Origin of the sequence: Streptococcus anginosus (genome assembly GCF_900636475.1) — a bacterium.
In the GTDB taxonomy this organism is placed as follows: domain Bacteria; phylum Bacillota; class Bacilli; order Lactobacillales; family Streptococcaceae; genus Streptococcus; species Streptococcus anginosus.
In genome coordinates this window covers 739450-760958 of the sequence record NZ_LR134283.1, presented here as the reverse complement: position 1 = coordinate 760958, position 21509 = coordinate 739450, and the positions used below count along the sequence as shown (strand labels likewise).

The window sequence follows — 21509 nt, the reverse complement described above, 5'->3', positions numbered from 1 at the left end:
AATGTGGTTGATTTGTGGGGCTTCTTTTTTTATAAAAATATTGAAACAAGATTCTTGACAAAAGAAAAGCTTCATGGTTTAATATACCCCATAAGGGTATAAACGGAGGTGCTTATGTTTCACTTATTTACGAAAATAGATAGTATTTCTACAAGTGAATTGGAACAAAAATTAAAAGAGAAGATTCAACTGCTAGATGTACGAACACCGTCTGAATATCGGCGTGGTCATATCAAAGGCGCGAAGAATGTCCCACTCAATGAAATCGCAAGATACACGCCAGCAACAAATGAAACACTGTATGTCATTTGCCATTCCGGTGTGCGGAGCAAAATGGCAGCCAAAAAGCTAAAGAAAAAAGGCTACGATGTTGTCAATGTTCAAGGCGGTATGAGTGCTTGGACTGGAAAAGTTGTTTAAAAGTGATAAAGGAGGAAGTTGAATGAAAATTATCATTGTTGGTGGAGTTGCAGGTGGAATGTCTGCAGCGACGCGTTTAAGACGGCTAAAAGAAGACGCTGAGATTATTATTTTTGAAAAGGGGCCATTCGTTTCCTTTGCGAACTGTGGTCTGCCTTACTATGTTTCTGGAGAAATTGCTGAGCGGGAAGACTTGTTAGTGCAAACGCCTGAGAGTTTAAAGGCACGCTTTCGTTTAGATGTGCGACCTTTCCATGAAGTGACGGCTATCTCACCAGATCAACATATAGTGACGGTTCGGCATGACGGAAAGGAATTTACAGAGAGTTATGATAAGTTGATTTTATCGCCGGGGGCAAAGCCTTTTGTGCCTCCAATTGAAGGTTTGGAAACAGCTGAAAATACCTATACTTTACGTAATGTTCCTGACCTAGATGAGATTATGTTAGCTTTGGAGAAAGAACCAAAAGAAGCTGTGGTGATTGGGGCTGGATTCATTGGACTTGAAATGGCAGAAAATCTTCGTAAGCGTGGTTTGAATGTGACAATTGTTGAGAAAGCACCGCATGTTTTGCCACCGCTTGATGAAGAAATGGCTGCTTTTGTTCAGGCTGAATTGTTGAAAAACGGCATTCAAGTAGTTACTTCTCAGTCTGCTACGCGGTTTGAGGACAAGGGAAAGGTCATTGTACTGGAGAATGGGCAAAAAATTGTTTCTGATGTGACCATTTTATCTGTCGGGGTGCAACCAGAGAATGCTTTAGCACAGGTAGCAGGTATTGAGCTGGGATTGCGTGGCGGTATCTTAGTCAATGAGCGTTATGAAACCAGTCGACCTGATATTTATGCAGTCGGCGATGCGATTGTTGTCAAGCAAGAAGTTACAGGAGAAGATGCACTGATTTCATTGGCTTCGCCTGCTAATCGTCAAGGTCGTCAAGTGGCGGATGTGATTGCTGGAGTAGCTCGAAAGAATAAAGGCAGCATTGGTACAGCTATTGTTCGGGCATTTGACATGACGGCAGCTTCAACAGGGTTGAGCGAGCGCATTCTTCGTATGAATGGCCTGCCTTATCAAGTTATTCATGTCAGTGGTAAGGATCATGCTGGCTACTATCCGGGTGCGACTGATGTGACCTTGAAACTCCTCTTTGAGCCAACAAGTGGCAAAATTTATGGTGCACAAGGTGTTGGGAAAAAAGGCGTTGATAAGCGGATTGATATTTTGGCAACGGCTATTAAAGGTAATCTAACCATTTTTGATTTGCCAGAGTTGGAATTTACCTATGCACCACCGTTTGGCTCTGCTAAAGATCCGGTCAATATGCTGGGATATGCAGCCTTAAACTTAGTAGAAGGTTTGAGCGACAATATCCAGTGGTATGAATTGGAAGATGAACTAGCTGCTGGTAAGAAGTTCCTAGATGTGCGGACGGCCAGTGAGCTTCAACAAGGTCATTTGAAAGTGGATACGGTTCACATTCCTTTAAATGAATTGCGTGAGCGTTTAGGAGAGTTAGACAAGTCGCAGGATTATATCGTGAGCTGTCATAGTGGACTTCGTAGCTATATTGCCGAGCGCATTCTCAAACAAGCAGGATTTTCTGTTCAAAATCTAGACGGCGCCTTTGCCTTGTACAAAATGGTAAAACCAGAGGGAGTAGAATATGGAAATTAGTATCACTATGTCTGAATTTTATAAGAAATACCAAGCAGAAAAGCTGTCCATTATTGATGTGCGAGAGGCTTATGAGTTCGCGTCAGGGCACGTTCCGACAGCACAGAACCTGCCTTTGAGTTGTTTGGAGGCAGGCTACAAACAACTCAGCCAGCAGGAGAAATACTATGTCATCTGCCAATCTGGCGCACGTTCTGCGGCTGCGTGTCAGTTTTTAAGTGCGCAAGGATTTGATGTGACCAATGTGGCTGGGGGTATGAATATCTGGCCCGGAGAGGTAGAGTAAAGTAAAAGAAATCCCGATTAAGTGCTATCTTAATCGGGTTTATTCGTATTACAATTCAATAATATGAGCTTCGTAACCAATGGCTTCTAGGAATTTGAGTAGGTCTGTCGTGTTTAAAAAGAGTGTTTTCTCATTGGTATTGGGATGAAAACTCATTCGTTTTTCTGACATGATTTCTTTGTCAAAATAGACTTGAATGTCTTTATCGGCATTGTTTAACAATCCAAATGGAGAGACGACGCCTGCTGGCAACATCATTTTTTCAAATAGACTGTCAGCGGATGCCATGCGGATTCTATTGGCTTTTACCAGTTCTTTAAATAAGTCCATGTCCAAGCGCTTTTTGTCGTCCATGATGAGCAAGTAGTAGGCGGTTTTCTTCTTGTTAGTGAGAAACATCGTTTTGGTGCGGACACCTTCAATGCCTTCGATAAAGCTGTCTGCTTGCTCGGTCGTAAGTGCTGGTTCGTGCTCCACGATTTCAAATGGAATGTTTAACTTGTTTAAGGTTTCTTCTACTTTTGTGTATAAGTCCATTTTACTTGCCTCCTTTGATTTGTTTTATTACTCTTATTATACCATATTGAGGAGGACTTTTTTTCAATGGTTGGCAACCTGCCCCTAAAAGCAGTCCATTCCGTCGACCGGGTCGCTAGTCTGTCTTAAAAGCGATTCACTCTGTCCGCCGGGCGGACGGTTTGCCCAGAAACAAGTTTGCTTTGTCCGCCGGGCTGACGGCTTGCCTAGAAACAAGTTTGCTCTGTCCGCCGGGCTGACGACTGCCCTAAAAAGTAGTTTGTTGTGTCCGCCCAGCGGATACCCTTTTTAGAGATAATTCTGTTTATTGCTTCATTGTATTTTTTAAAAAAATGAGATGGATAGCTTGAATTGCACTAGTCGTATACCTCAAATAAAGAAACCTCAGCAGTTTTCGTCGCCTGCTGAGGTTATTTTCGTTTGATAAGGTATTGGACGGCTTTTTCCAGTCGCTCTTTTTGTGCTTTGGGGTCGTCCAAAGGGTGATTGAGACATTCAGTGAGATTTTCAGTAATCATCAATTCAATGACCCGCTCGACACTAGAGCGAACAGCAGTTAATTGGGTGATAATGTCTGCACAGTCGCGTTCTTCCTCTATCATTTTTTGAATACCTCGCAGTTGTCCTTCGGAGCGTTTCAGCCGTGTAATAAGTTTTGAGTTTGCCATGTCTTTGTCCTCTGTTTATTTTTTTACATTATATCTTGAATAGACCCCTTTGTCAAAGTTCTCGCTCCGCCCTTTTCATGGTATAATGAAAGAAATAGAGTGTCACTTACAATGGAGTTTCTATTTGAGCAGAAAGCTGCTAGTAACTGGATTTCATGGGTGTATGAAGGTTTAGTTATGCCTTGATTTATGGTATAATGATAAAACACTTGAAAGAGGATAAAAGGATGAATATTCAACAACTGCGCTATGTTGTAGCCATTGCCAATAGTGGCACCTTTCGTGAAGCCGCTGAGAAAATGTATGTCAGCCAGCCGAGTTTGTCCATTGCAGTTCGGGATTTAGAAAAAGAATTGGGTTTTAAAATATTCCGTAGAACGAGCAGCGGCACATTTTTGACACGTCGAGGAATGGAATTTTACGAAAAAGCTCAAGAATTGGTCAAAGGATTTGATGTCTTTCAAAATCAATACGCCAATCCAGAGGAAGAAAAGGCAGAATTTTCCATTGCCAGCCAGCACTATGATTTCTTGCCACCTTTGATAACGGAATTTGCCAAACGCTATCCAAAAGATAAGAATTTCCGAATTTTTGAATCTACTACGGTGCAGATTTTAAACGAAGTAGCACAAGGACACAGCGAGATTGGCATTATCTATCTGAATAACCAAAATACCAAGGGAATGATGCAGCGGATTGATAAATTGGGGTTGGAAGTGGTAGATTTGATTCCTTTTCAGACACACATTTATCTGCGGGTAGACCACCCTTTAGCAGAGAAAGATGAGTTGATTATGGACGATTTGGCAGATTTGCCGACGGTTCGTTTTACACAGGAAAAAGACGAGTATCTCTATTATTCAGAGAATTTCGTGGACACCAGTGCCAGTTCGCAGATGTTTAATGTGACGGACCGTGCTACATTAAATGGCATTTTAGAGCGGACAGATGCTTATGCGACAGGCTCTGGATTTTTGGATAGCAATAGTGTAAACGGCATTACGGTAATTCGGTTAAAAGACAATTTGGAAAACCGTATGGTTTATGTCAAACGCGAAGAAGTAGAGCTTTCACCAGTCGGTGCAGCTTTTGTTGCTGTTATGGAAGAATATTTTGCAAAAAGAGGTAAAAAATGAAACGAAAAGTGATCGTGCCGATTGTGATTGTGGCTTTGATTGCGCTGGATCAATGGGTCAAGTTTGAAATTGTCAAAAACATTCAATTAGGCGGAGTGAAGCCTTTCATTCCAAAGATTTTGAGTTTGACTTATTTGCGAAATACAGGAGCGGCATTTTCAATTCTGGAGAACCAGCAATGGTTGTTTGCGGTGATTACTTTAGTGGTGATTGGAGCTGCTATTTGGTATTTGAGCAAGCACATCAAAGGTTCTGTCTGGCTGCTATCTGCTTTGAGCTTGATTATTGCAGGTGGAATTGGAAATTTTATTGACCGCATGCGCCAAGGTTTTGTTGTGGATATGTTTCAGCTTGATTTTATCAATTTTGCAATTTTTAATGTTGCGGATAGTTATCTGACGATTGGTGTGCTTGTACTGATAGTGATGATGTTAAAGGAAGAGGGCAATGCAAGTTAAAGTAGAGATTGGCGGTGTACGGTTGGACAAGGCGGTTGCTGATTTGACACCATTATCCCGCAGCCATGCCAATGAACAAATCAAAAATGGGCAAATCTTAGTCAACGGGCAAGTCAAGAAAGCAAAGTATGCTGTCAAGGCAGGTGATGTGATTACTTATGAATTGTCCGAACCAGAAGCGCTGGAGTATGTTGCAGAAAATCTGCCACTAGATATTGTTTATCAGGATGAAGATGTCGCAGTGGTGAACAAGGCTCAAGGTATGGTGGTGCATCCAAGTGCGGGGCATACGAGTGGAACACTGGTCAATGCGCTGATGTACCACATCAAGGATTTGTCCGGTATCAATGGTGTTTTGCGCCCCGGAATTGTCCATCGGATTGACAAAGATACATCAGGATTGTTGATGATTGCCAAGAACGATGATGCGCATATCAAGCTTGCTGAGGAATTAAAAGATAAAAAATCCCTGCGGAAGTATTGGGCTATTGTGCATGGTAATCTACCGAATGACAGAGGCGTTATTGAAGCACCGATTGGACGCAGTGAAAAAGATAGAAAAAAACAAGCTGTAACGGCAAAAGGAAAGCCAGCTGTTACACGTTTCCATGTTTTAGAACGTTTTGGCAATTATACGCTGGTGGAGTTGCAACTGGAAACAGGTCGTACACATCAAATTCGTGTGCACATGGCTTATATTGGTCACCCAGTGGCAGGTGATGAAGTATATGGACCACGTAAAACGCTAAAAGGGCACGGTCAATTTTTACATGCCAGAACGCTTGGATTTACTCATCCTAAGACAGGAGAAGTCATGGAATTTACAGCAGAAGCGCCAGCTATTTTCCAAGAAACACTAGAGAAATTGAGAAAAGGAATGGAGTGAGAGAATATCTCTTTCTGCTTCATTTCTTTTTTATTTTGCTCGAAATTTTGATATAATAATGCAATATATCAGCTTTGGAGAGGGTTATGAAATATAAACGAATTGTATGTAAAGTCGGTACCAGTTCTTTAACAAATGAGGATGGAAGTTTATCGAGAGCGAAAGTGAGAGTGATTACCCAGCAGTTAGCCATGCTACATGAAGCAGGGCACGAGGTGATTTTAGTCTCATCAGGAGCAATAGCAGCGGGTTTCTCATCTTTGGGCTTTAAGAAACGCCCGACAAAAATTGCAGACAAGCAAGCGTCCGCAGCGGTAGGTCAGGGCTTGCTGTTAGAAGAATACACGACGAATCTGCTATTGAAAAAGATTGTCTCGGCTCAGATTTTATTAACACAAGATGATTTTGCGGATAAACGGCGCTATAAAAATGCACATCAGGCGATTTCTGTCTTGCTCAACCGAGGAGCCATTCCGATTATCAATGAAAATGATACGGTTTCCGTTGCTGAGTTGAAAGTCGGTGACAATGATACGTTGAGTGCTCAGGTTGCATCTATGGTGCAAGCAGATTTGTTAATTTTATTAACGGATGTTGACGGACTTTATACGGCAAATCCAGTCAATCATCCTGATGCCAAGCGCCTTGATTTGGTAGAGGAGATTACGACGGATTTGCTTGAAATGACAGGTGGAGCAGGCTCTTCTAATGGAACAGGTGGTATGCTGACCAAGCTAAAAGCAGCAACGATTGCCACTATGGCAGGGGTTCCTGTTTATATTTGTTCTTCTTTGAAAGAGCAAGCCCTCATCGAAGCCGCAGAAAATCAGGGAAATGGCACATTTTTTACTGCTTCAGCCAAAAATATGAAAACGCAAAAACAATGGTTGGCTTTTTACGCTGCCAGTCAAGGCTCTATCTGGGTGGATAGAGGAGCAAGCACAGCATTGAGTGAGCAAGGCAAGAGCTTACTTGTTTCAGGAATTTCAAAAATGTCAGGACACTTTTCTTATGATGATATTGTGACCGTCTATGAAAAGGACACAGAGCGTATTTTAGGAAAAGGACGTGTTCGTTTTGGGCAGTCAGCTTTGCAAGATATGCTGAAAGCCAATAAACCAAAGGGAGTGGTAATTCACCGAGACCATTGGATTTCACTAACGCCTGAATTGGAATTATTATTGTCAGAATTTTAAGAGGAAGTAGGATATGAATAGTACACAAGGCTTACTAGAGAAAATCAAGCAAGCAAAAAAATCAATTAACACAGCTTCAACGGCTGAGAAAAATAAAGCTCTGTCTTTGATGGCTGATTATTTAGAAGCAGCTACGGACGCAATTTTGACAGCCAATGCAGAAGATATGACAGCGGCAAAAGATCATATTTCAGATGTCATGTTGGATCGTCTGTATTTAGATGCCAATCGCATCAAAGACATGGCAGCTGGCATTCGTCAAGTGATTGCGTTGGCAGATCCCGTTAGAGACATCTTAGAAGTCTCTCATTTGGAAAATGGACTAGAAATCATTAAGAAGCGGGTAGCTCTTGGGGTGATTGGAATTATCTATGAAAGTCGTCCAAATGTGACATCTGATGCAGCTGCTTTAGCCATTAAGAGTGGAAATGCAGTTGTTCTTCGCAGCGGAAAAGAAGCGCATAAAACAGCAGCTGCCATTGTTTCCGCGCTAAAGGCGGCACTTCGTCAGACCGCGATTTCAGATGATTGCTTGCAGTTGGTGTCAGATACCAGTCGTGAAAGTGCTCAAATCTTGATGAAAGCAAAAGGCTATTTGGACTTGCTAATTCCTCGTGGGGGTGCGGGGCTGATTCAAGCGGTCGTTGAAAATGCGACGGTTCCTGTGATTGAGACTGGTACGGGGATTGTTCATATCTATGTTGATAAGGACGCTGACCAAGAAATGGCACTAGAGATTATCAACAATGCCAAAACCAGTCGTCCTTCGGTCTGCAATGCAATGGAAGTTTGTCTAGTTCATAAAAAAATTGCTTCTCAGTTTCTCCCAACATTAGAAGAACGCTTAGTAACTGTTCGTAAAGCGCGTGGGGTAGTACCTGTTCAACTTCGATTGGATGAAACAGCTCGCTCTTTCATCTCAGGGGAAATAGCAGATCCTAGCGACTTTGATAGCGAATTTTCAGATTATATCATGGCTGTAAAGGTAGTGGATTCTTTGGAAGAAGCTATCACACATATCGAGCAGCACAGCACACATCATTCAGACGCCATTATTACCAACAATGCCACTAGCGCAGCGATTTTTACAGAGCAGGTTGATAGTGCAGCAGTCTATGTCAATGCTTCCACACGTTTCACAGACGGTGGAGAATTTGGTTTGGGCTGTGAAATGGGGATTTCTACTCAGAAATTACACGCACGCGGTCCGATGGGCTTAAAAGAATTAACGAGTTATAAATATGTTGTGCAAGGTTCAGGACAGATTAGGGAGTAAAAACATGAAAATTGGATTTATTGGCTTAGGAAATATGGGTGGCAGTTTAGCACGTGTAGTGGCTAGGCAAAAAAATCATCAAATCCTGCTCGCAAATCGAGGCCCAGAAAAAGCAAAGCAGATTGCGAATGAAGTGGGTGGCGAACCTGTCACGAATGAAGTCGTCTTTGAGCAAGCAAATGTGATTTTCTTGGGTGTGAAACCCACTCAATTTGCGGATTTGTTGCAAGAATACCATGCTATTTTAGAAAAGCGCAGCTCTGTTTTACTCATTTCTATGGCTGCTGGCTTGACCTTGCAGCAGTTAGAAGCTCTTGTTCCTACACAACATCGGTTGATCCGGATAATGCCCAATACGCCTGTTGCAGTTGGTGACGGTGTTATCAGCTATGTTTTATCAGATAAAGCAACAGAGCAGGATGAAGACTTGTTGTGTGAACTATTGGATCCTGCCGGTTTGCTGGTTCATTTAAAGGAGCAGCAGTTAGATGCGGCAACTGCCGTTGCTGGATGTGGTCCTGCGTTTGTTTATCTCTTTTTGGAAGCATTGGCTGATGCAGGGGTGCAAGCTGGCTTACCACGAGACTTAGCTCTGCAATTAGCAAATCAGACCCTTTTAGGAGCAGCAGCATTAGCCAAAGAAAGTGGTCAACACCCTGCTGTTCTCAAAGATCAGGTTTGCAGCCCAGCAGGCTCAACGATTGCAGGAGTGGCGAGTCTTGAAGCAGATGCTTTCAGAGGAAACATTATCAAAGCCGTTGCTGCATCTTATAAACGCACTCAGAAACTAGGCAAATGACATAGATGGTTTCCAATGCTTGAAGTATTTTGTGACATTAAAAAAATCTATAAGAGAAAAACAAATGACTCTTTATACTTTGCAAAAATCTCCAACTTCAAAGTGTATGGCGCAATAAATCAACAACATGGTAGTTGATTGCTCAAGGTACTAGTGGATAAAGGGTTATGAAGTAAGTCACAAGGCTGTTCGTTTTTCAAATTCAAAGAGCACTTTTGACGAAAACTTTGTTACTGATTTCGATAGTTTTATCTTCAATCTTAAAAGATTTAGTAGAGCTTTTGACTCGCGTGGTTGAAACAATTTACGAAGTGAAGGTCGTTAAATCTTGTAATTTTCATTAAGTATTGAGCCAAAAAGTCTTTTAAAAATTAGTCATTTTATCTCATTTGTCAAATTTTTTATTTTATAGTAAAATAGAAAAACATGATAAATTCTAGGTGTGATATATAGAGGTTAGTGAAGGAGAAGTATGAATCAATTACCAAATTGTCCACAATGCAACTCAGAATATGTTTACGAAGACGGTTTGCTGTTAGTTTGCCCTGAATGTGCCTACGAATGGAATCCGACAGAAGTCGTTGAAGAAGAGCGTATCAGAGCAATTGATGCAAATGGGAATCAGCTTGCGGACGGAGATACCGTCACTCTCATCAAAGATTTAAAGGTCAAAGGTGCTCCAAAGGATTTGAAACAAGGGACGCGTGTGAAAAATATTCGGATTGTAGAAGGAGACCACAATATTGACTGCAAGATTGATGGTTTTGGTGCGATGAAGCTCAAATCGGAGTTTGTCAAGAAAATCTGAGGTTGATGATGAAGCGAAATGTGATTTTTTATAGCCGCATGGTATTGTTTATGTTAGGATTTATAGGAGTCTACCTTGAAATCATAAAGCATGGTGGCTTAGGAATGCTGATGTACTACACAGTTTTATCTAACATGATTGTCACAGCTTTTACGGCCTATTTGCTCTATCTAATGGCGCGTTCTGAACATCGCTGGCAAACGCAGTCGCTGTTTCGGTTAAAAGGCGGAGTGACCATGTGTATCATGATTACATGCGTCATTTATCATTTTCTGTTGGCACCTATTGCGACTGATTTTTATCGACTGGAAAATTTCCTCTGTCATTACATTGTACCACTATGGTTTTTAGCGGATACCTTGTTGTTTGATAAACGCTCACAATATCGTTGGTTTGACCCGATTGTTTGGACAAGTGTGCCTTTGATTTATTTGGCTTTTGCCTTGTTTAATGGTTTAGTCATCAAATGGCCTATTCCAGGCGCAAAAGATAGTCCTTTTGCTTATTTTTTCTTAAATATTCCAAAGTACGGTTGGCCGTATGTGTTGCAATGGTCACTCAAAATCTTTATCGGCTATTTGCTTGCCGGTTATAGTTTTTATGGAGTGATGTCTTTTTCAAGACGTCAGAAACGAAAACAGCCCTCTTAAAGTTTACAAAAAACAGATGTTGTCTGTTTTTTTCTGTATTTTGCTAAAAACTCTCTATTTGACTTATTTTTTCTTGTTAAGATGTGTTTTATTTAACTAGTTAAATAAAAGGAGAGCTATATGAAAGATAAGAAGCTTTGGGCATTGGCAGGAATTGCTTTATCTTGCAATCTTTTACTGACTGCTTGCTATTCTAACTCGTCGTCAAAAAGCAGGGATAAGGTGACGGCGAAACAAGGAGTGAAAAAGAAACATTCTAGCGCTAAAAAAGGTCAAGTACCAGGTGTAGATAAGCCGACAGATGATAGTTTTCTATTCACAAGTGAATCACAGATTAGGGCTAGAACAAGTGACGGTTTGATTTTAGACCATGATGGTCACACACACTTTATTTTTTATTCCGATTAAAAAAACAGCAAATGGGCTTACTTGATTCTGAAAAAAGGTCAAGCTCCGTCAAACCGCCGCTGCGCAGAATCTCGGTCAAGCAAGTGACGTTGATGATGGATATGTGTTTAATCCAAAAGATATTGTTTCAGAAGATGAAAATGGCTATGTTGTTCGACACGGTGATCACTATCACTATATCTGGAAATATTCATTAAGAGGTAATGGCAGTCAACCCTATCAGCCTCAAACGGTACCGTCTGGCAATGCTTCAGGTGGACAATCTCTTCCGTATGCGTAGCCAAATTACACAAACCCACCTGTTAATCCGCAGAATCTAGGTTCAAACAAACGTCAGTTTGTTGGTATAGATTATCCGACAAGTGATGGATTTTTATTTGACGGAACAGGGATTCAAGAAAAGAAATCCTATAGCTTATTAGTGAACCATAACGGTCATATGCATGTTATCCCTTATGAACAACTCATTCAGTCCAAATGGGAATATTTAATCCCAGCAGAGTATAAAAAGCTGCTGAGGACGCTTACTATGGTCGAAAAGATCAAACACCGTCCACGCCAGCACAAGATTCTTCAAAAGAAAATGAAGAAATCGCTAAGAAAAAGACCTATTTGGCACAACAGTTGGGAATTGATGAAAGTTTGAACCAAGTGATTGACAATGAAAAAGGGAAGGCTTTTGTTTATCCACATGGCGATCACAAACATTCAACTTTAATTGGCGACATTGATACGACCAAACCATTCGATCCACACGGTGATCCGCATGCTCATGATAAGGTAGGCATGGCAACATTGAAAGCCTTAGGATTTGATGATGAGATTATCGAAGATATTTTACATGCAACTGCGGATACAGAATTTCCGTCAAATGAAACGGACTTGGAAAAGATGAAAGCCTGGTTGGCAACGGTGAAATACCTAAATATTGGGCAAAGAAAAGATCCGCTGGAGCGTAAAGGTCTTAACTTGATGCTAAATATTGAAGTGCTAGGAATTGGTTTTACCAAAATTAAAGATATCGGTCCGGTGTTACAGTTTAAGCATTTGAAACAGCTTTGGATGACTAAGACAGAGGTTACGAATTATGACTTTTTGAAAGAGATTCCAACTCTGGAGGGTTTGGATATTTCACAAAATGGCGTTTCAGATTTATCTTTCTTAAAGAACTATCCAAATCTGAAAACGGTAGCGGCAGCTGGTAATAATATTCGTGACATTCGTCCGCTGGCTCAGTTGAAGAATTTAGAATCCTTAAATTTGGACTATAATGAAATTTCAGATATTTCAGCTCTGTCAAATCTTTCAAATTTACAAGCGGTTAGTCTGGAGCACAATCAACTCCAAGATGTATCAGCATTGGCTCAAAAAGTGCACCTAACACGTCTGTTCTTGTCAAATAATCCTAACTTGTATATCAATAGTTTGAAAACCTCAGCGCTTGCAGAATTGACAGTGAATGAGTCAAATATTCAAAATTTGAATTTCTTGAAAAACAATCCTGCTTTGACAAGTATTACAATGAGTGGTAATCGCCTGACTTCGTTGGCAGGGATTGAAGCAGCAAAGAATCTGACCAGCTTTACAGCAGCTTAAAATCAAATTCAGAGCTTAAATATCTCTGGAACTCAATCATCTTTGAAGGAATTGAGTTTAAGCGGCAATGCCTTGAAGAATTTGGAAGGTGTGAATCAATTTAAAGCACTTGAAAATTTAGATATATCTAACAATACCATTACCTATATTGATCTTAGTCATAATTTTATTCCAGAGTCAGAACTGGAGTTAAATGAAAATCGAATTCCAAAAACATTGGCTCAGCATTTCCCAGCCGTTAAGGGAGGAAGTATCGAAAACAATCCACTGAGCGAGGAAAAGAAAGAAGAAAAAGAGGCTTCTAAAAAAGAAGGTACTGCAAAGAAAGTAGATACCAATGAAGCTAAATCGTCTCCAGTAGAGGAACAAACTGCTGACTCAACAGACAAGGGTTCTGAAACTAAAAAAGAAGAAAAAGCGCAGCCGGATTCGAGGAAAGGATCAGATGAAGAAGCCAATAAGGTAAACAATTCTGAGAAAGAACAGACTCTGTCAGACTTGAAAGAGGCTGAAAATGAATCAAAATCAACGGCTGAAAAGACAACTTCGTCTAATGAGCAGGAATCTGTCTCAAAACAATAATGAAATTTTATTTTGAATTTCCTGAGAAGGCTGTTCAATTGAGATTTTTAGATAAAAAATAGCCTGAAAATTGTTACCTAAAGGAACTTTTTCAGGCTTTATTGCTTTTAACTGAAGAAAAGTATTTTTTGACTTTCAGGCACTGTACAGATAGCCATTTTCCGGATTTTAACGATTTTGATTTGTTCTACATCAACTTCTCCAAGCCCTTGACATACTCCCGATACAGCTGCTCTCTCAGCTTATAAATAGCTTCATAGATATGATGGTAATGAATGTCATAAAAATTCATAGAAAAGTTGATGAGAATATGTTCTGCCTCTGGAAATAAGGTTTCGAGATAAGTCGAAAGGTGCTGGTCGGCTACGATAATGCTTGTTTCCTCGTGCGTCTGCAAATCCAAGGAGGTATTCAAAAAGTCAACACCAGATATTCGTGCAATAGTAGGTGGAATATGCATGGAGAAGGCATTCTTTAAAGTTGTCAAATCAGCATTGTTACTCGTAAAAATGTAAAGCGGAATAGGAGCCATGCGGGAATAAATCAGCTCTCGCAGCTGAATGCTCACATGATAAATGTGGTACTTGTAAATCTTGCCTGTTAAGCCCATCTCTTGCATCCATTCTCTCACAAGCACCTTTAAAATCCGATAAAGCGGGTCGCGCAGACCTCTGTGGTCGTATTGAAAAATGTAGGAATTAGGCACCAAGCTTTGCAAATTGCAGAGAAAAGGCTTCAGAAAGAAAAGCATGACAATGCGAAAGGTCTGAGAATGCGTCATCTCTTCTCCAAACAAGTGTTGCAATTTCTGAATAAATGGAAGCAAAATCCCTTGATTGGTCACCATATCAACTGCTAAACGCCGGTCTTCATCGGACCATTTGTCTTTGAAAAAAGGATTGGGAGCCGTGCAATAAGCTAGAAAGAGATAATCATAGTCTGATTGGGTAAATGTTATTTCTAACGCAGATTCCACGATGTTCTTGGTCAAGGACAACAGTTTTGGATAGACAAAGAGTGTTTTGAGCCGCGTCAGTTCAGGAGATTCCGGAATATCTGCTGCAAAATCCTTTCGTTTCCACATTAAAACCATTAAAATGCAAAAGAAGCGACTTTTTTCTGTAACTTCCTCAAAAGCTTCTCTAGAGAGGTGAGCGTTGGAAGCGCTAATCAAGTTAAAGATAATCTCCAATTCTTTCTCTGTGATCGCATACAGATGAATGCCAAACTTGTACTCCAACAAAGCAATCAGAAATCGAATGCGGTATTCTGGCCCAATCACTTGGTATTTGTCTAAAGAAAGTCTAATTCCTTTTAGAAAATCCAAACACTTATCGCGGAGCCGATAACCCGTAGCTCGTGAGAGATATTCTTTTTGGATAAAACAGGCAAAACTTTCTTTTTCTTCCCGCAAGAAATAACACAAAAGACGAAGAAAAATAGAACCTTGATAAATCCGATGAAAACAGACTAGCGGATTGAGCTTTGTATAAATATCCAAGTGAACCGTGCGTTTCATGACTCGCAAACAGAACAAATCTTGAAATTCTTCCTTCAGCTCTGCCAAGTATTGATAAATGTTTTTCTCACTAAAACTGGTAATTTGTGTTATCTGCTCAATCTCTAAAGTTTGAAATTTCAGCAAAATTTGTAACACTTCTGCCTTGTTTAAAATAGCTTTTCCAAATAGTAATCTAACATCGTTCCCTCTTATTTTTCAAAATTACCACAGAAGGAAAGGGATTGTTAAGCCGGATTTTAGGGCGAGTAGAAGCAAAGTAGAAGGTTAGAAGTAGAAGCTGCTTAGATCTGAAAGAATAGGCTTTATTTGAACTTGTCTCAATTTGAGTGTTATTTTTCTGCTAAAATTGAGAAAATTAGGACTTGAGATTCAAAACCTGACGATTACTAGCATATTGTGAAAAATTTTGTTAAGATAGAAAGCAATTAGGAGGAAATTATGGATTTAGTAGAAATTAGAAAAGAAATTGATCAAATAGATGCAAATTTGATTGCCTTACTAGAAAAAAGAATGGCTTTGGTGAGTCAAATTGCTCTTTATAAACGTCAGACTGGAAAAGCTGTATTAGATACTCGGCGTGAACAAGTAATTCTTGATAAAGTTGCAAATAGTGTACATGAAAAACAGTACGAAGAAAGCATTGTTCAGACTTTTTCTGATATTTTGAAACATTCGCGTGCTTATCAAGACCAACACGTCAAATAATAAAGGAAGTTTAAATGAAACATTCGCGTGATATAGAATGGCTTGATAGTGGAAAGCGAGCAGTGGCTATTACAGTGTTATCCATTTTTATAGGTCTAGTAGTTGGGATTATTGATGCGATATTTGGGCGAACCCTTATCTTTTTAAGCGATATCCGCTCTATGTATCCACTCTATTTGATTCCTTTTTTAGCTGTTGCGGGATTAGGGATTGTATTTCTTTATCAAAAGTATGGTGGAAGCAGTAGCAAAGGGATGACCTTGATTTTTGATGTAGGACATGGTGTAGAGGAACGTATCCCAAAGCGCTTGATTCCTTTGGTTATATTGACAACTTGGATGACGCACCTGTTTGGTGGCTCAGCTGGTCGAGAAGGAGTAGCAGTACAATTAGGAGCAACAGTTTCTCATTGGTTTGGCAAGAAATTTTCTATCCCCAACACTTCAAAAATCTTTTTAGTCGCAGGAATGGCTGCTGGTTTTGCTGGACTGTTTCAAACACCGCTGGCGGCAATTTTGTTTGCAATGGAAGTCTTGGTTGTAGGAACCATGCAACTGACGGCTCTGTATCCTGCAATGATTGCTTCCTTTGTTGCTTCTTGGACATCGCATGCGTTAGGGCTTGAAAAGTTTGTACAACCAATTTCTGTGCATCTGGTATTGTCACCGACGCTTCTTATCAAATTAGTGTTTCTTGGAGTTCTATTTGGACTTTGCGGCAATTTATTTGCTTATGCTCTCTCATGGAGCAAAAAGAAAGCAGCAATTATTTTTCCAAATCCCTACAAACGGATTGTGGTGATGGGAGTTGTCTTGAGCATTGTTTTTTTACTGTTGGATAAAGGACGATACTCAGGGCTTGGAACAAATTTGATTGCAGCCAGTTTTGCTGGTCAGCCCGTCTATGTATATGATTGGCTCTTCAAATTACTTCTGACAGTTTTGACATTAGCTGCTGGCTTTCAAGGCGGAGAAGTGACACCGCTTTTTGCAATTGGTGCAAGCTTAGGTGTGTTGCTAGCGGGTTTATTTGGACTTCCAGTTGGTTTGGTTGCTGCACTAGGTTATGCTGCTGTTTTTGGAAGTGCAACCTCTACTTTCTTAGGTCCGATTTTAATTGGCTGTGAAGTATTTGGCTTTACTAATTTCCCCTATTTTTTCATAGTGTGTGCGGTGGCGTTTTCTCTACATCGTCAGCATTCGATTTATGGAGCTCAAAAAATTCGATATTAAAGCATGTTCTCCTGCGAGGTTTTGACTTGTAGGAGATTTTTATTTTGTGTTATACTAGAAAAAGCAATATTAGAAAAGGGAAATCATGACAAAAGCAGATACTATTTTTAAAGAAAATATTCGAAAAATTTTACATGAAGGTGTTTTTTCTGAAAATGCACGCCCTCGTTATAAAAACGGGAAAGTGGCTAACTCTAAGTATATTACAGGTTCTTTTGCTGAATACGACTTGAGCAAGGGAGAATTTCCTATTACAACGCTTCGGCCGATTGCTATCAAGTCAGCTATCAAAGAGGTGCTCTGGATTTACCAAGACCAATCCAATAGCTTAGATATTTTAGAAGAAAAGTACAATGTTCATTATTGGAATGATTGGGAAGTGGGAGATACTCGCACGATTGGCTTGCGCTATGGCGCTGTTGTTAAGAAACATGATATTATCAATAAAATCTTGAAACAGCTAGAAGTCAATCCTTGGAATCGACGAAATATTATCTCACTTTGGGATTATGAAGCATTTGAAGAAACAGAAGGTCTACTACCGTGTGCTTTTCAGACCATGTTTGATGTACGCCGTGTAGACGGTGACATTTATCTGGATGCAACTCTGACACAACGCTCAAATGATATGTTGGTAGCTCATCACATCAATGCCATGCAGTATGTAGCATTGCAAATGATGATTGCCAAGCATTTTGGCTGGAAAGTTGGTAAATTATTTTATTTTGTCAACAATTTGCATATTTATGATAATCAATTTGAACAAGCTGAAGAATTACTTCGACGTGAACCGACGGATTGCCTGCCACGATTAGTATTGAATGTCCCAGACGGAACCAACTTTTTTGACATTAAAGCAGAAGATTTTGAATTAGTTGATTATATCCCTGTTAAGCCACAGTTGAAATTTGATTTAGCCATTTGAGAATGAAGTGATTTTCAGATTTTCAAAATCTAAAAAATAAAGGGCTGTATCTAACTATTTTCACAAGACATCATAAAAGAACGGATTTCTTGTGCAATATAAATTGGCGCTTTGATTTGATAGTTAAAGTCAGCCTTTTTTTGTGAAATTTGATAAAATAGAAATATCAATTCAAAGGATGAGGAAATGACAAAGAAAATTGTAGCTATTTGGGCGCAAGATGAGAATGGCTTGATTGGGCGAGACAACACATTGCCCTGGCATTTACCAGCTGATCTCAAGCATTTTAAAGAAATGACAACTGGACAGGCTATTTTAATGGGGCGAGTGACATTTGATGGGATGAACCGCAGAGTATTGCCCAATCGCACGACAATTATTTTGACGAGAGACAAATCATATCAAGCAGATAATGAGCGAGTTCTGGTGTTCCATGATGTTGATTCTGTTATGAAATGGTATGAGACTCAGAAAAAAACTCTTTATATTATTGGCGGTGGTCAGATTTTTTCTGCATTTGAGCCTTTAATGGATGAATTAGTTATTACCCGTATTCATGCTCGTTTACAAGGTGATACTTATTTCCCAAAAGATTTTGATATGACGAAATTTCAGGAGCTGTCTCATCAGTTTCATGCCAAAGATGAAAAGAATGAGTATGACTTTACTGTCACAACCTTTCAGAGAAGGGAGTCGTAATGGAACGTAGTATTTTCGGATTTTTTACGGCTCTTTTGTGTGTCGTTTGTGTTATGGCGGCAATGCAAGCTTTTCGTAAAAAACGGTATGGATTATCAGTGCTCTTTTGGCTGAATGCTTTTACAAATTTGGTGAATAGTATTCATGCTTTTTATATGACCTTATTTAAATGAGAAAAAAGAATAAACAACGAATAGAATTGGAGTGAAAAATGCCTACAAATCGTACGAACGAAATGATGGTTTATTGTTCTTTTTGTGGTAAAAGCCAAGAGGAAGTTCAAAAAATTATCGCAGGAAATAATGCCTTCATTTGTAATGAATGTGTGGAATTAGCACAAGAAATTATTAGAGAAGAATTGGCAGAAGAAGTGCTGGCAGACTTGTCAGAAGTACCAAAACCGCAAGAACTACTCAATATTTTGAATCATTATGTGATTGGACAAGACCGTGCTAAGCGAGCATTGGCCGTTGCTGTTTACAATCACTATAAACGCATCAATTTTCATGATAATCGTGAAGATGAGGAAGATGTCGAATTGCAGAAATCCAATATCCTCATGATTGGGCCAACTGGTTCTGGCAAGACCTTTCTCGCTCAAACTTTGGCAAAAAGTCTGAATGTTCCTTTTGCGATTGCAGATGCGACAGCTTTGACAGAAGCTGGGTATGTCGGAGAAGATGTTGAAAATATTCTCTTGAAACTCTTGCAAGCAGCAGATTTCAATATTGAGCGTGCTGAACGTGGTATCATCTATGTAGATGAGATTGATAAAATTGCGAAGAAAAGCGAAAATGTCTCTATTACTCGTGATGTGTCTGGTGAAGGTGTTCAGCAAGCGCTCCTCAAAATTATTGAAGGAACAGTAGCCAGCGTACCTCCGCAAGGCGGCCGCAAGCACCCTCAACAAGAGATGATTCAAGTAGATACGAAAAATATTCTCTTTATCGTTGGTGGTGCATTTGACGGTATTGAAGAAATTGTCAAACAACGTCTAGGCGAAAAAATTATCGGTTTTGGTCAAAACAACAAGGCCATTGATGAAACTGGTTCTTATATGCAAGAAATCATCTCTGAAGATATTCAAAAATTTGGCTTGATTCCGGAATTGATTGGTCGTTTGCCTGTGTTTGCAGCGCTTGAGCCTTTAACAGTTGATGATTTGGTGCGAATCCTTCGCGAACCAAAGAATGCTTTAGTGAAGCAATATCAGACTCTTCTTTCTTATGATGATGTCAAATTGGAGTTTGATGATGATGCTCTCCAAGAGATTGCCAACAAAGCCATTGAACGTAAGACAGGTGCGCGTGGATTGCGGTCGATTATCGAGGAAACTATGATGGATGTCATGTTTGAAGTTCCAAGTCAAGAAAATGTGAAGTTAGTGCGGATTACCAAGGAAGCAGTTGACGGAACGGATAAGCCGATTTTAGAAACAGCATAAAGAGGTGTGCAATGGAAATTAACACACACAATGCAGAAATTTTGCTAAGTGCAGCAAATAAATCTCATTATCCGCAAGATGAGATTCCTGAAATTGCCCTTGCTGGACGATCAAATGTTGGTAAATCTTCCTTTATCAATACATTGTTAAATCGAAAAAATCTAGCTCGAACTTCTGGCAAGCCAGGAAAAACGCAATTGCTGAATTTCTTCAATATTGATGACAAACTTCGTTTTGTGGATGTCCCAGGATATGGCTATGCTAAAGTTTCTAAGACAGAACGAGCGAAGTGGGGCAAGATGATCGAGGAATATCTGACGAGCAGGGAAAATCTCAGAGCAGTTGTCAGTCTGGTGGATTTTCGGCATGAGCCAAGTGCAGACGATGTACAAATGTACGAATTTCTCAAATATTATGAAATACCAGTCATTGTCGTAGCCACGAAAGCAGATAAAATTCCACGCGGCAAATGGAATAAGCACGAATTAGTCATTAAGAAAAAGTTAGATTTTGATAAAAATGATGATTTTATTGTTTTTTCATCTGTTAATAAAGATGGTTTAGAAGCAGCTTGGGATGCGATTTTGGAAAAAATTTAGAGTTGAAGAAAGACTGAGAATCATTTTCTCGGTTTTTTATAATGAATCTGTCACCAAATTGTAACTAAGGGCTGGGAATTTTATGTTATAATCAAAATATATTATACTGGAGAATAAGCTATGAGAAAGAAAAAATTGAAAAAAAGAATTTTAACAGTTCTAGCTTTGGCGGTCGCCGCTTTATTGGTTAGTGCAGTTTTGTCTAAGCAAGTTCACCCAGCTAGTGCCAATGATGAGGCTTATCAACGTCCGTTAACTCAAACAGAGGTGTTCATTTCACAAATTGGTGAAACGGCTCGTCAATTAGGACAAGAGAATGATTTGTATGCTTCAGTTATGATTGCACAAGCCATTCTGGAAAGCCATTCTGGACGTTCTGCTTTATCAGCCGCTCCTCATCATAATTTATTTGGCATCAAAGGACAGTATGCTGGGCAATCAGCAACAATGGCTACACTAGAAGATGATGGGCAAGGAAATACTTATAATGTCAATGCAGAATTTAGATCCTATCCAAGTTATGTTGAATCTTTACAAGACTATGTGGCGATTTTAAAACATAGCCGCTACACTTATGCTTGGAAGAGTAATACGACTAGCTATATGAATGCGACTGCTGCTTTAACAGGTATCTATGCAACGGATACAAGCTATAATGTTAAGTTGAATAATTTGATTCAACAATATAATTTGACACAATACGATGTACCAAATGTGCAAGCAACCAATGTTGCAACAACTAACAAAGTCTACAATCCTTATCGCCAACAATACACAACACAAGAAGTGTTAGATTTGGATGTTGCTTGGGCAAATCGTCATCAATAATATTTTATTTGAAAGAAATTTAGTAGGGGAGAGCGACATCGTTCTTCTCCTTTTTATCTGGAATTCATCTAACAAAAATTCTCCTATAAAAATAATTGTATCCGCTAACAAATCACAGAGAAGGCTAGATTATGATAAAATAGAACTAGTTTTGTGTAGGAAAAGAGATTT

General features: G+C 39.7%; 22 protein-coding genes and 1 pseudogene. 20 read left to right on the top strand and 3 right to left on the bottom strand.

All coding sequences use genetic code 11. The features are described 5' to 3' along the window. Positions 1–114: 114 nt before the first annotated feature. Genes EL079_RS03770 through EL079_RS03760 form a run of 3 tightly spaced genes read left to right on the top strand, consistent with a single transcriptional unit; the run spans position 115 to position 2384 of the window. Positions 115–420, top strand: coding sequence for a rhodanese-like domain-containing protein (locus EL079_RS03770; RefSeq protein WP_003024970.1), 306 nt, complete (start codon positions 115–117; stop codon positions 418–420). 22 nt (positions 421–442) lie between these two features. Beyond that, positions 443–2098 (top strand): FAD-dependent oxidoreductase, encoded by a 1656-nt coding sequence (locus EL079_RS03765; protein WP_003032588.1) that lies wholly within the window; start codon positions 443–445, stop codon positions 2096–2098. Continuing rightward, positions 2088–2384 (top strand): rhodanese-like domain-containing protein, encoded by a 297-nt coding sequence (locus tag EL079_RS03760; RefSeq protein WP_003032587.1) that lies wholly within the window; start codon positions 2088–2090, stop codon positions 2382–2384. Before EL079_RS03765 ends, EL079_RS03760 begins: the two co-directional genes overlap by 11 nt. Before the next feature lie 48 nt (positions 2385–2432). Here EL079_RS03760 and EL079_RS03755 read toward each other — a convergent pair whose 3' ends face one another. Both EL079_RS03755 and EL079_RS03750 read right to left on the bottom strand, forming a co-directional pair. Beyond that, positions 2433–2921, bottom strand: coding sequence for a prolyl-tRNA synthetase associated domain-containing protein (locus EL079_RS03755; protein ID WP_003032586.1), 489 nt, complete (start codon positions 2919–2921; stop codon positions 2433–2435). Positions 2922–3331: 410 nt separating this feature from the next. Then, a complete protein-coding gene (locus tag EL079_RS03750; protein WP_003032262.1) occupies positions 3332–3589 on the bottom strand; it encodes a metal-sensitive transcriptional regulator in 258 nt (85 codons plus the stop codon). A 227-nt stretch (positions 3590–3816) separates the two neighbouring features. Between EL079_RS03750 and EL079_RS03745 the strand changes: the two genes are divergently transcribed. From EL079_RS03745 to EL079_RS09925, 9 genes and pseudogenes are all read left to right on the top strand, one after another. Then, positions 3817–4725: a LysR family transcriptional regulator gene (locus tag EL079_RS03745; protein WP_003032257.1), complete on the top strand. Its 909-nt coding sequence runs from the start codon at positions 3817–3819 to the stop codon at positions 4723–4725. Further along, the gene (lspA, locus tag EL079_RS03740; protein ID WP_003032263.1) at positions 4722–5183 is read left to right on the top strand and encodes a signal peptidase II; all 462 of its coding nucleotides are present in this window, start codon (positions 4722–4724) and stop codon (positions 5181–5183) included. Before EL079_RS03745 ends, lspA begins: the two co-directional genes overlap by 4 nt. Next, positions 5173–6069: an RluA family pseudouridine synthase gene (locus EL079_RS03735; RefSeq protein WP_003032254.1), complete on the top strand. Its 897-nt coding sequence runs from the start codon at positions 5173–5175 to the stop codon at positions 6067–6069. The genes lspA and EL079_RS03735 overlap by 11 nt, the downstream gene beginning before the upstream one ends. Before the next feature lie 86 nt (positions 6070–6155). Then, positions 6156–7265, top strand: a complete 1110-nt coding sequence (proB, locus tag EL079_RS03730; RefSeq protein ID WP_003032245.1) for a glutamate 5-kinase — start codon at positions 6156–6158, stop codon at positions 7263–7265. A 13-nt stretch (positions 7266–7278) separates the two neighbouring features. Beyond that, on the top strand, positions 7279–8541 hold the full coding sequence (locus EL079_RS03725; RefSeq protein ID WP_003032261.1) for a glutamate-5-semialdehyde dehydrogenase: 1263 nt from the start codon (positions 7279–7281) through the stop codon (positions 8539–8541). 4 nt (positions 8542–8545) lie between these two features. Beyond that, complete coding sequence (proC, locus tag EL079_RS03720) at positions 8546–9340, top strand: pyrroline-5-carboxylate reductase (RefSeq protein ID WP_003032266.1); 795 nt, start codon at positions 8546–8548, stop codon at positions 9338–9340. 472 nt (positions 9341–9812) lie between these two features. Then, positions 9813–10148 (top strand): zinc ribbon domain-containing protein YjdM, encoded by a 336-nt coding sequence (locus tag EL079_RS03715; protein ID WP_003032271.1) that lies wholly within the window; start codon positions 9813–9815, stop codon positions 10146–10148. Between the two features lie 8 nt (positions 10149–10156). Continuing rightward, a complete protein-coding gene (locus EL079_RS03710) occupies positions 10157–10798 on the top strand; it encodes a Pr6Pr family membrane protein (RefSeq protein WP_022524409.1) in 642 nt (213 codons plus the stop codon). Between the two features lie 120 nt (positions 10799–10918). Next, a pseudogene (locus tag EL079_RS09925) lies at positions 10919–13384 on the top strand (pneumococcal-type histidine triad protein). A 187-nt stretch (positions 13385–13571) separates the two neighbouring features. Here EL079_RS09925 and EL079_RS03700 read toward each other — a convergent pair. Beyond that, positions 13572–15029: a helix-turn-helix domain-containing protein gene (locus EL079_RS03700; protein ID WP_003032244.1), complete on the bottom strand. Its 1458-nt coding sequence runs from the start codon at positions 15027–15029 to the stop codon at positions 13572–13574. Between the two features lie 315 nt (positions 15030–15344). On the opposite strand from EL079_RS03700, the gene EL079_RS03695 reads away from it, so the two are divergent. The 8 genes from EL079_RS03695 to EL079_RS03660 all read left to right on the top strand — a co-directional run bounded on the left by EL079_RS03695 (position 15345) and on the right by EL079_RS03660 (position 21338). Beyond that, positions 15345–15611: a chorismate mutase gene (locus EL079_RS03695; RefSeq protein WP_003032250.1), complete on the top strand. Its 267-nt coding sequence runs from the start codon at positions 15345–15347 to the stop codon at positions 15609–15611. Between the two features lie 14 nt (positions 15612–15625). After that, complete coding sequence (locus EL079_RS03690; protein ID WP_003032253.1) at positions 15626–16843, top strand: chloride channel protein; 1218 nt, start codon at positions 15626–15628, stop codon at positions 16841–16843. An 85-nt stretch (positions 16844–16928) separates the two neighbouring features. Beyond that, the gene (locus EL079_RS03685; RefSeq protein WP_003032264.1) at positions 16929–17768 is read left to right on the top strand and encodes a thymidylate synthase; all 840 of its coding nucleotides are present in this window, start codon (positions 16929–16931) and stop codon (positions 17766–17768) included. A gap of 186 nt (positions 17769–17954) precedes the next feature. Beyond that, entirely contained in the window at positions 17955–18467 is a 513-nt protein-coding gene (locus EL079_RS03680) for a dihydrofolate reductase (RefSeq protein WP_003032260.1), read from the top strand. After that, positions 18467–18640, top strand: a complete 174-nt coding sequence (locus tag EL079_RS03675) for a hypothetical protein (RefSeq protein WP_003032252.1) — start codon at positions 18467–18469, stop codon at positions 18638–18640. The genes EL079_RS03680 and EL079_RS03675 overlap by 1 nt, the downstream gene beginning before the upstream one ends. Positions 18641–18678: 38 nt before the next feature. Continuing rightward, positions 18679–19911 carry an ATP-dependent Clp protease ATP-binding subunit ClpX gene (gene clpX / locus EL079_RS03670; RefSeq protein WP_003027977.1) on the top strand — a complete coding sequence of 411 codons (1233 nt, stop codon included), beginning with the start codon at positions 18679–18681 and terminating at the stop codon, positions 19909–19911. A gap of 11 nt (positions 19912–19922) precedes the next feature. After that, complete coding sequence (gene yihA, locus EL079_RS03665; protein ID WP_003032247.1) at positions 19923–20510, top strand: ribosome biogenesis GTP-binding protein YihA/YsxC; 588 nt, start codon at positions 19923–19925, stop codon at positions 20508–20510. Between the two features lie 120 nt (positions 20511–20630). Next, positions 20631–21338, top strand: a complete 708-nt coding sequence (locus tag EL079_RS03660) for a glucosaminidase domain-containing protein (RefSeq protein ID WP_003032270.1) — start codon at positions 20631–20633, stop codon at positions 21336–21338. Positions 21339–21509: the final 171 nt, after the last annotated feature.

What these genes read in the sequence shown, in the direction of transcription:
- EL079_RS03770 (WP_003024970.1), top strand. Translation starts at nt 115, where the DNA reads ATGTTTCACTTATTTACGAAAATAGATAGTATTTCTACAAGTGAATTG.
- EL079_RS03765 (WP_003032588.1), top strand. Translation starts at nt 443, where the DNA reads ATGAAAATTATCATTGTTGGTGGAGTTGCAGGTGGAATGTCTGCAGCG.
- EL079_RS03760 (WP_003032587.1), top strand. Translation starts at nt 2,088, where the DNA reads ATGGAAATTAGTATCACTATGTCTGAATTTTATAAGAAATACCAAGCA.
- EL079_RS03755 (WP_003032586.1), bottom strand. Translation starts at nt 2,921, where the DNA reads ATGGACTTATACACAAAAGTAGAAGAAACCTTAAACAAGTTAAACATT.
- EL079_RS03750 (WP_003032262.1), bottom strand. Translation starts at nt 3,589, where the DNA reads ATGGCAAACTCAAAACTTATTACACGGCTGAAACGCTCCGAAGGACAA.
- EL079_RS03745 (WP_003032257.1), top strand. Translation starts at nt 3,817, where the DNA reads ATGAATATTCAACAACTGCGCTATGTTGTAGCCATTGCCAATAGTGGC.
- lspA (WP_003032263.1), top strand. Translation starts at nt 4,722, where the DNA reads ATGAAACGAAAAGTGATCGTGCCGATTGTGATTGTGGCTTTGATTGCG.
- EL079_RS03735 (WP_003032254.1), top strand. Translation starts at nt 5,173, where the DNA reads ATGCAAGTTAAAGTAGAGATTGGCGGTGTACGGTTGGACAAGGCGGTT.
- proB (WP_003032245.1), top strand. Translation starts at nt 6,156, where the DNA reads ATGAAATATAAACGAATTGTATGTAAAGTCGGTACCAGTTCTTTAACA.
- EL079_RS03725 (WP_003032261.1), top strand. Translation starts at nt 7,279, where the DNA reads ATGAATAGTACACAAGGCTTACTAGAGAAAATCAAGCAAGCAAAAAAA.
- proC (WP_003032266.1), top strand. Translation starts at nt 8,546, where the DNA reads ATGAAAATTGGATTTATTGGCTTAGGAAATATGGGTGGCAGTTTAGCA.
- EL079_RS03715 (WP_003032271.1), top strand. Translation starts at nt 9,813, where the DNA reads ATGAATCAATTACCAAATTGTCCACAATGCAACTCAGAATATGTTTAC.
- EL079_RS03710 (WP_022524409.1), top strand. Translation starts at nt 10,157, where the DNA reads ATGAAGCGAAATGTGATTTTTTATAGCCGCATGGTATTGTTTATGTTA.
- EL079_RS03695 (WP_003032250.1), top strand. Translation starts at nt 15,345, where the DNA reads ATGGATTTAGTAGAAATTAGAAAAGAAATTGATCAAATAGATGCAAAT.
- EL079_RS03690 (WP_003032253.1), top strand. Translation starts at nt 15,626, where the DNA reads ATGAAACATTCGCGTGATATAGAATGGCTTGATAGTGGAAAGCGAGCA.
- EL079_RS03685 (WP_003032264.1), top strand. Translation starts at nt 16,929, where the DNA reads ATGACAAAAGCAGATACTATTTTTAAAGAAAATATTCGAAAAATTTTA.
- EL079_RS03680 (WP_003032260.1), top strand. Translation starts at nt 17,955, where the DNA reads ATGACAAAGAAAATTGTAGCTATTTGGGCGCAAGATGAGAATGGCTTG.
- EL079_RS03675 (WP_003032252.1), top strand. Translation starts at nt 18,467, where the DNA reads ATGGAACGTAGTATTTTCGGATTTTTTACGGCTCTTTTGTGTGTCGTT.
- clpX (WP_003027977.1), top strand. Translation starts at nt 18,679, where the DNA reads ATGCCTACAAATCGTACGAACGAAATGATGGTTTATTGTTCTTTTTGT.
- yihA (WP_003032247.1), top strand. Translation starts at nt 19,923, where the DNA reads ATGGAAATTAACACACACAATGCAGAAATTTTGCTAAGTGCAGCAAAT.
- EL079_RS03660 (WP_003032270.1), top strand. Translation starts at nt 20,631, where the DNA reads ATGAGAAAGAAAAAATTGAAAAAAAGAATTTTAACAGTTCTAGCTTTG.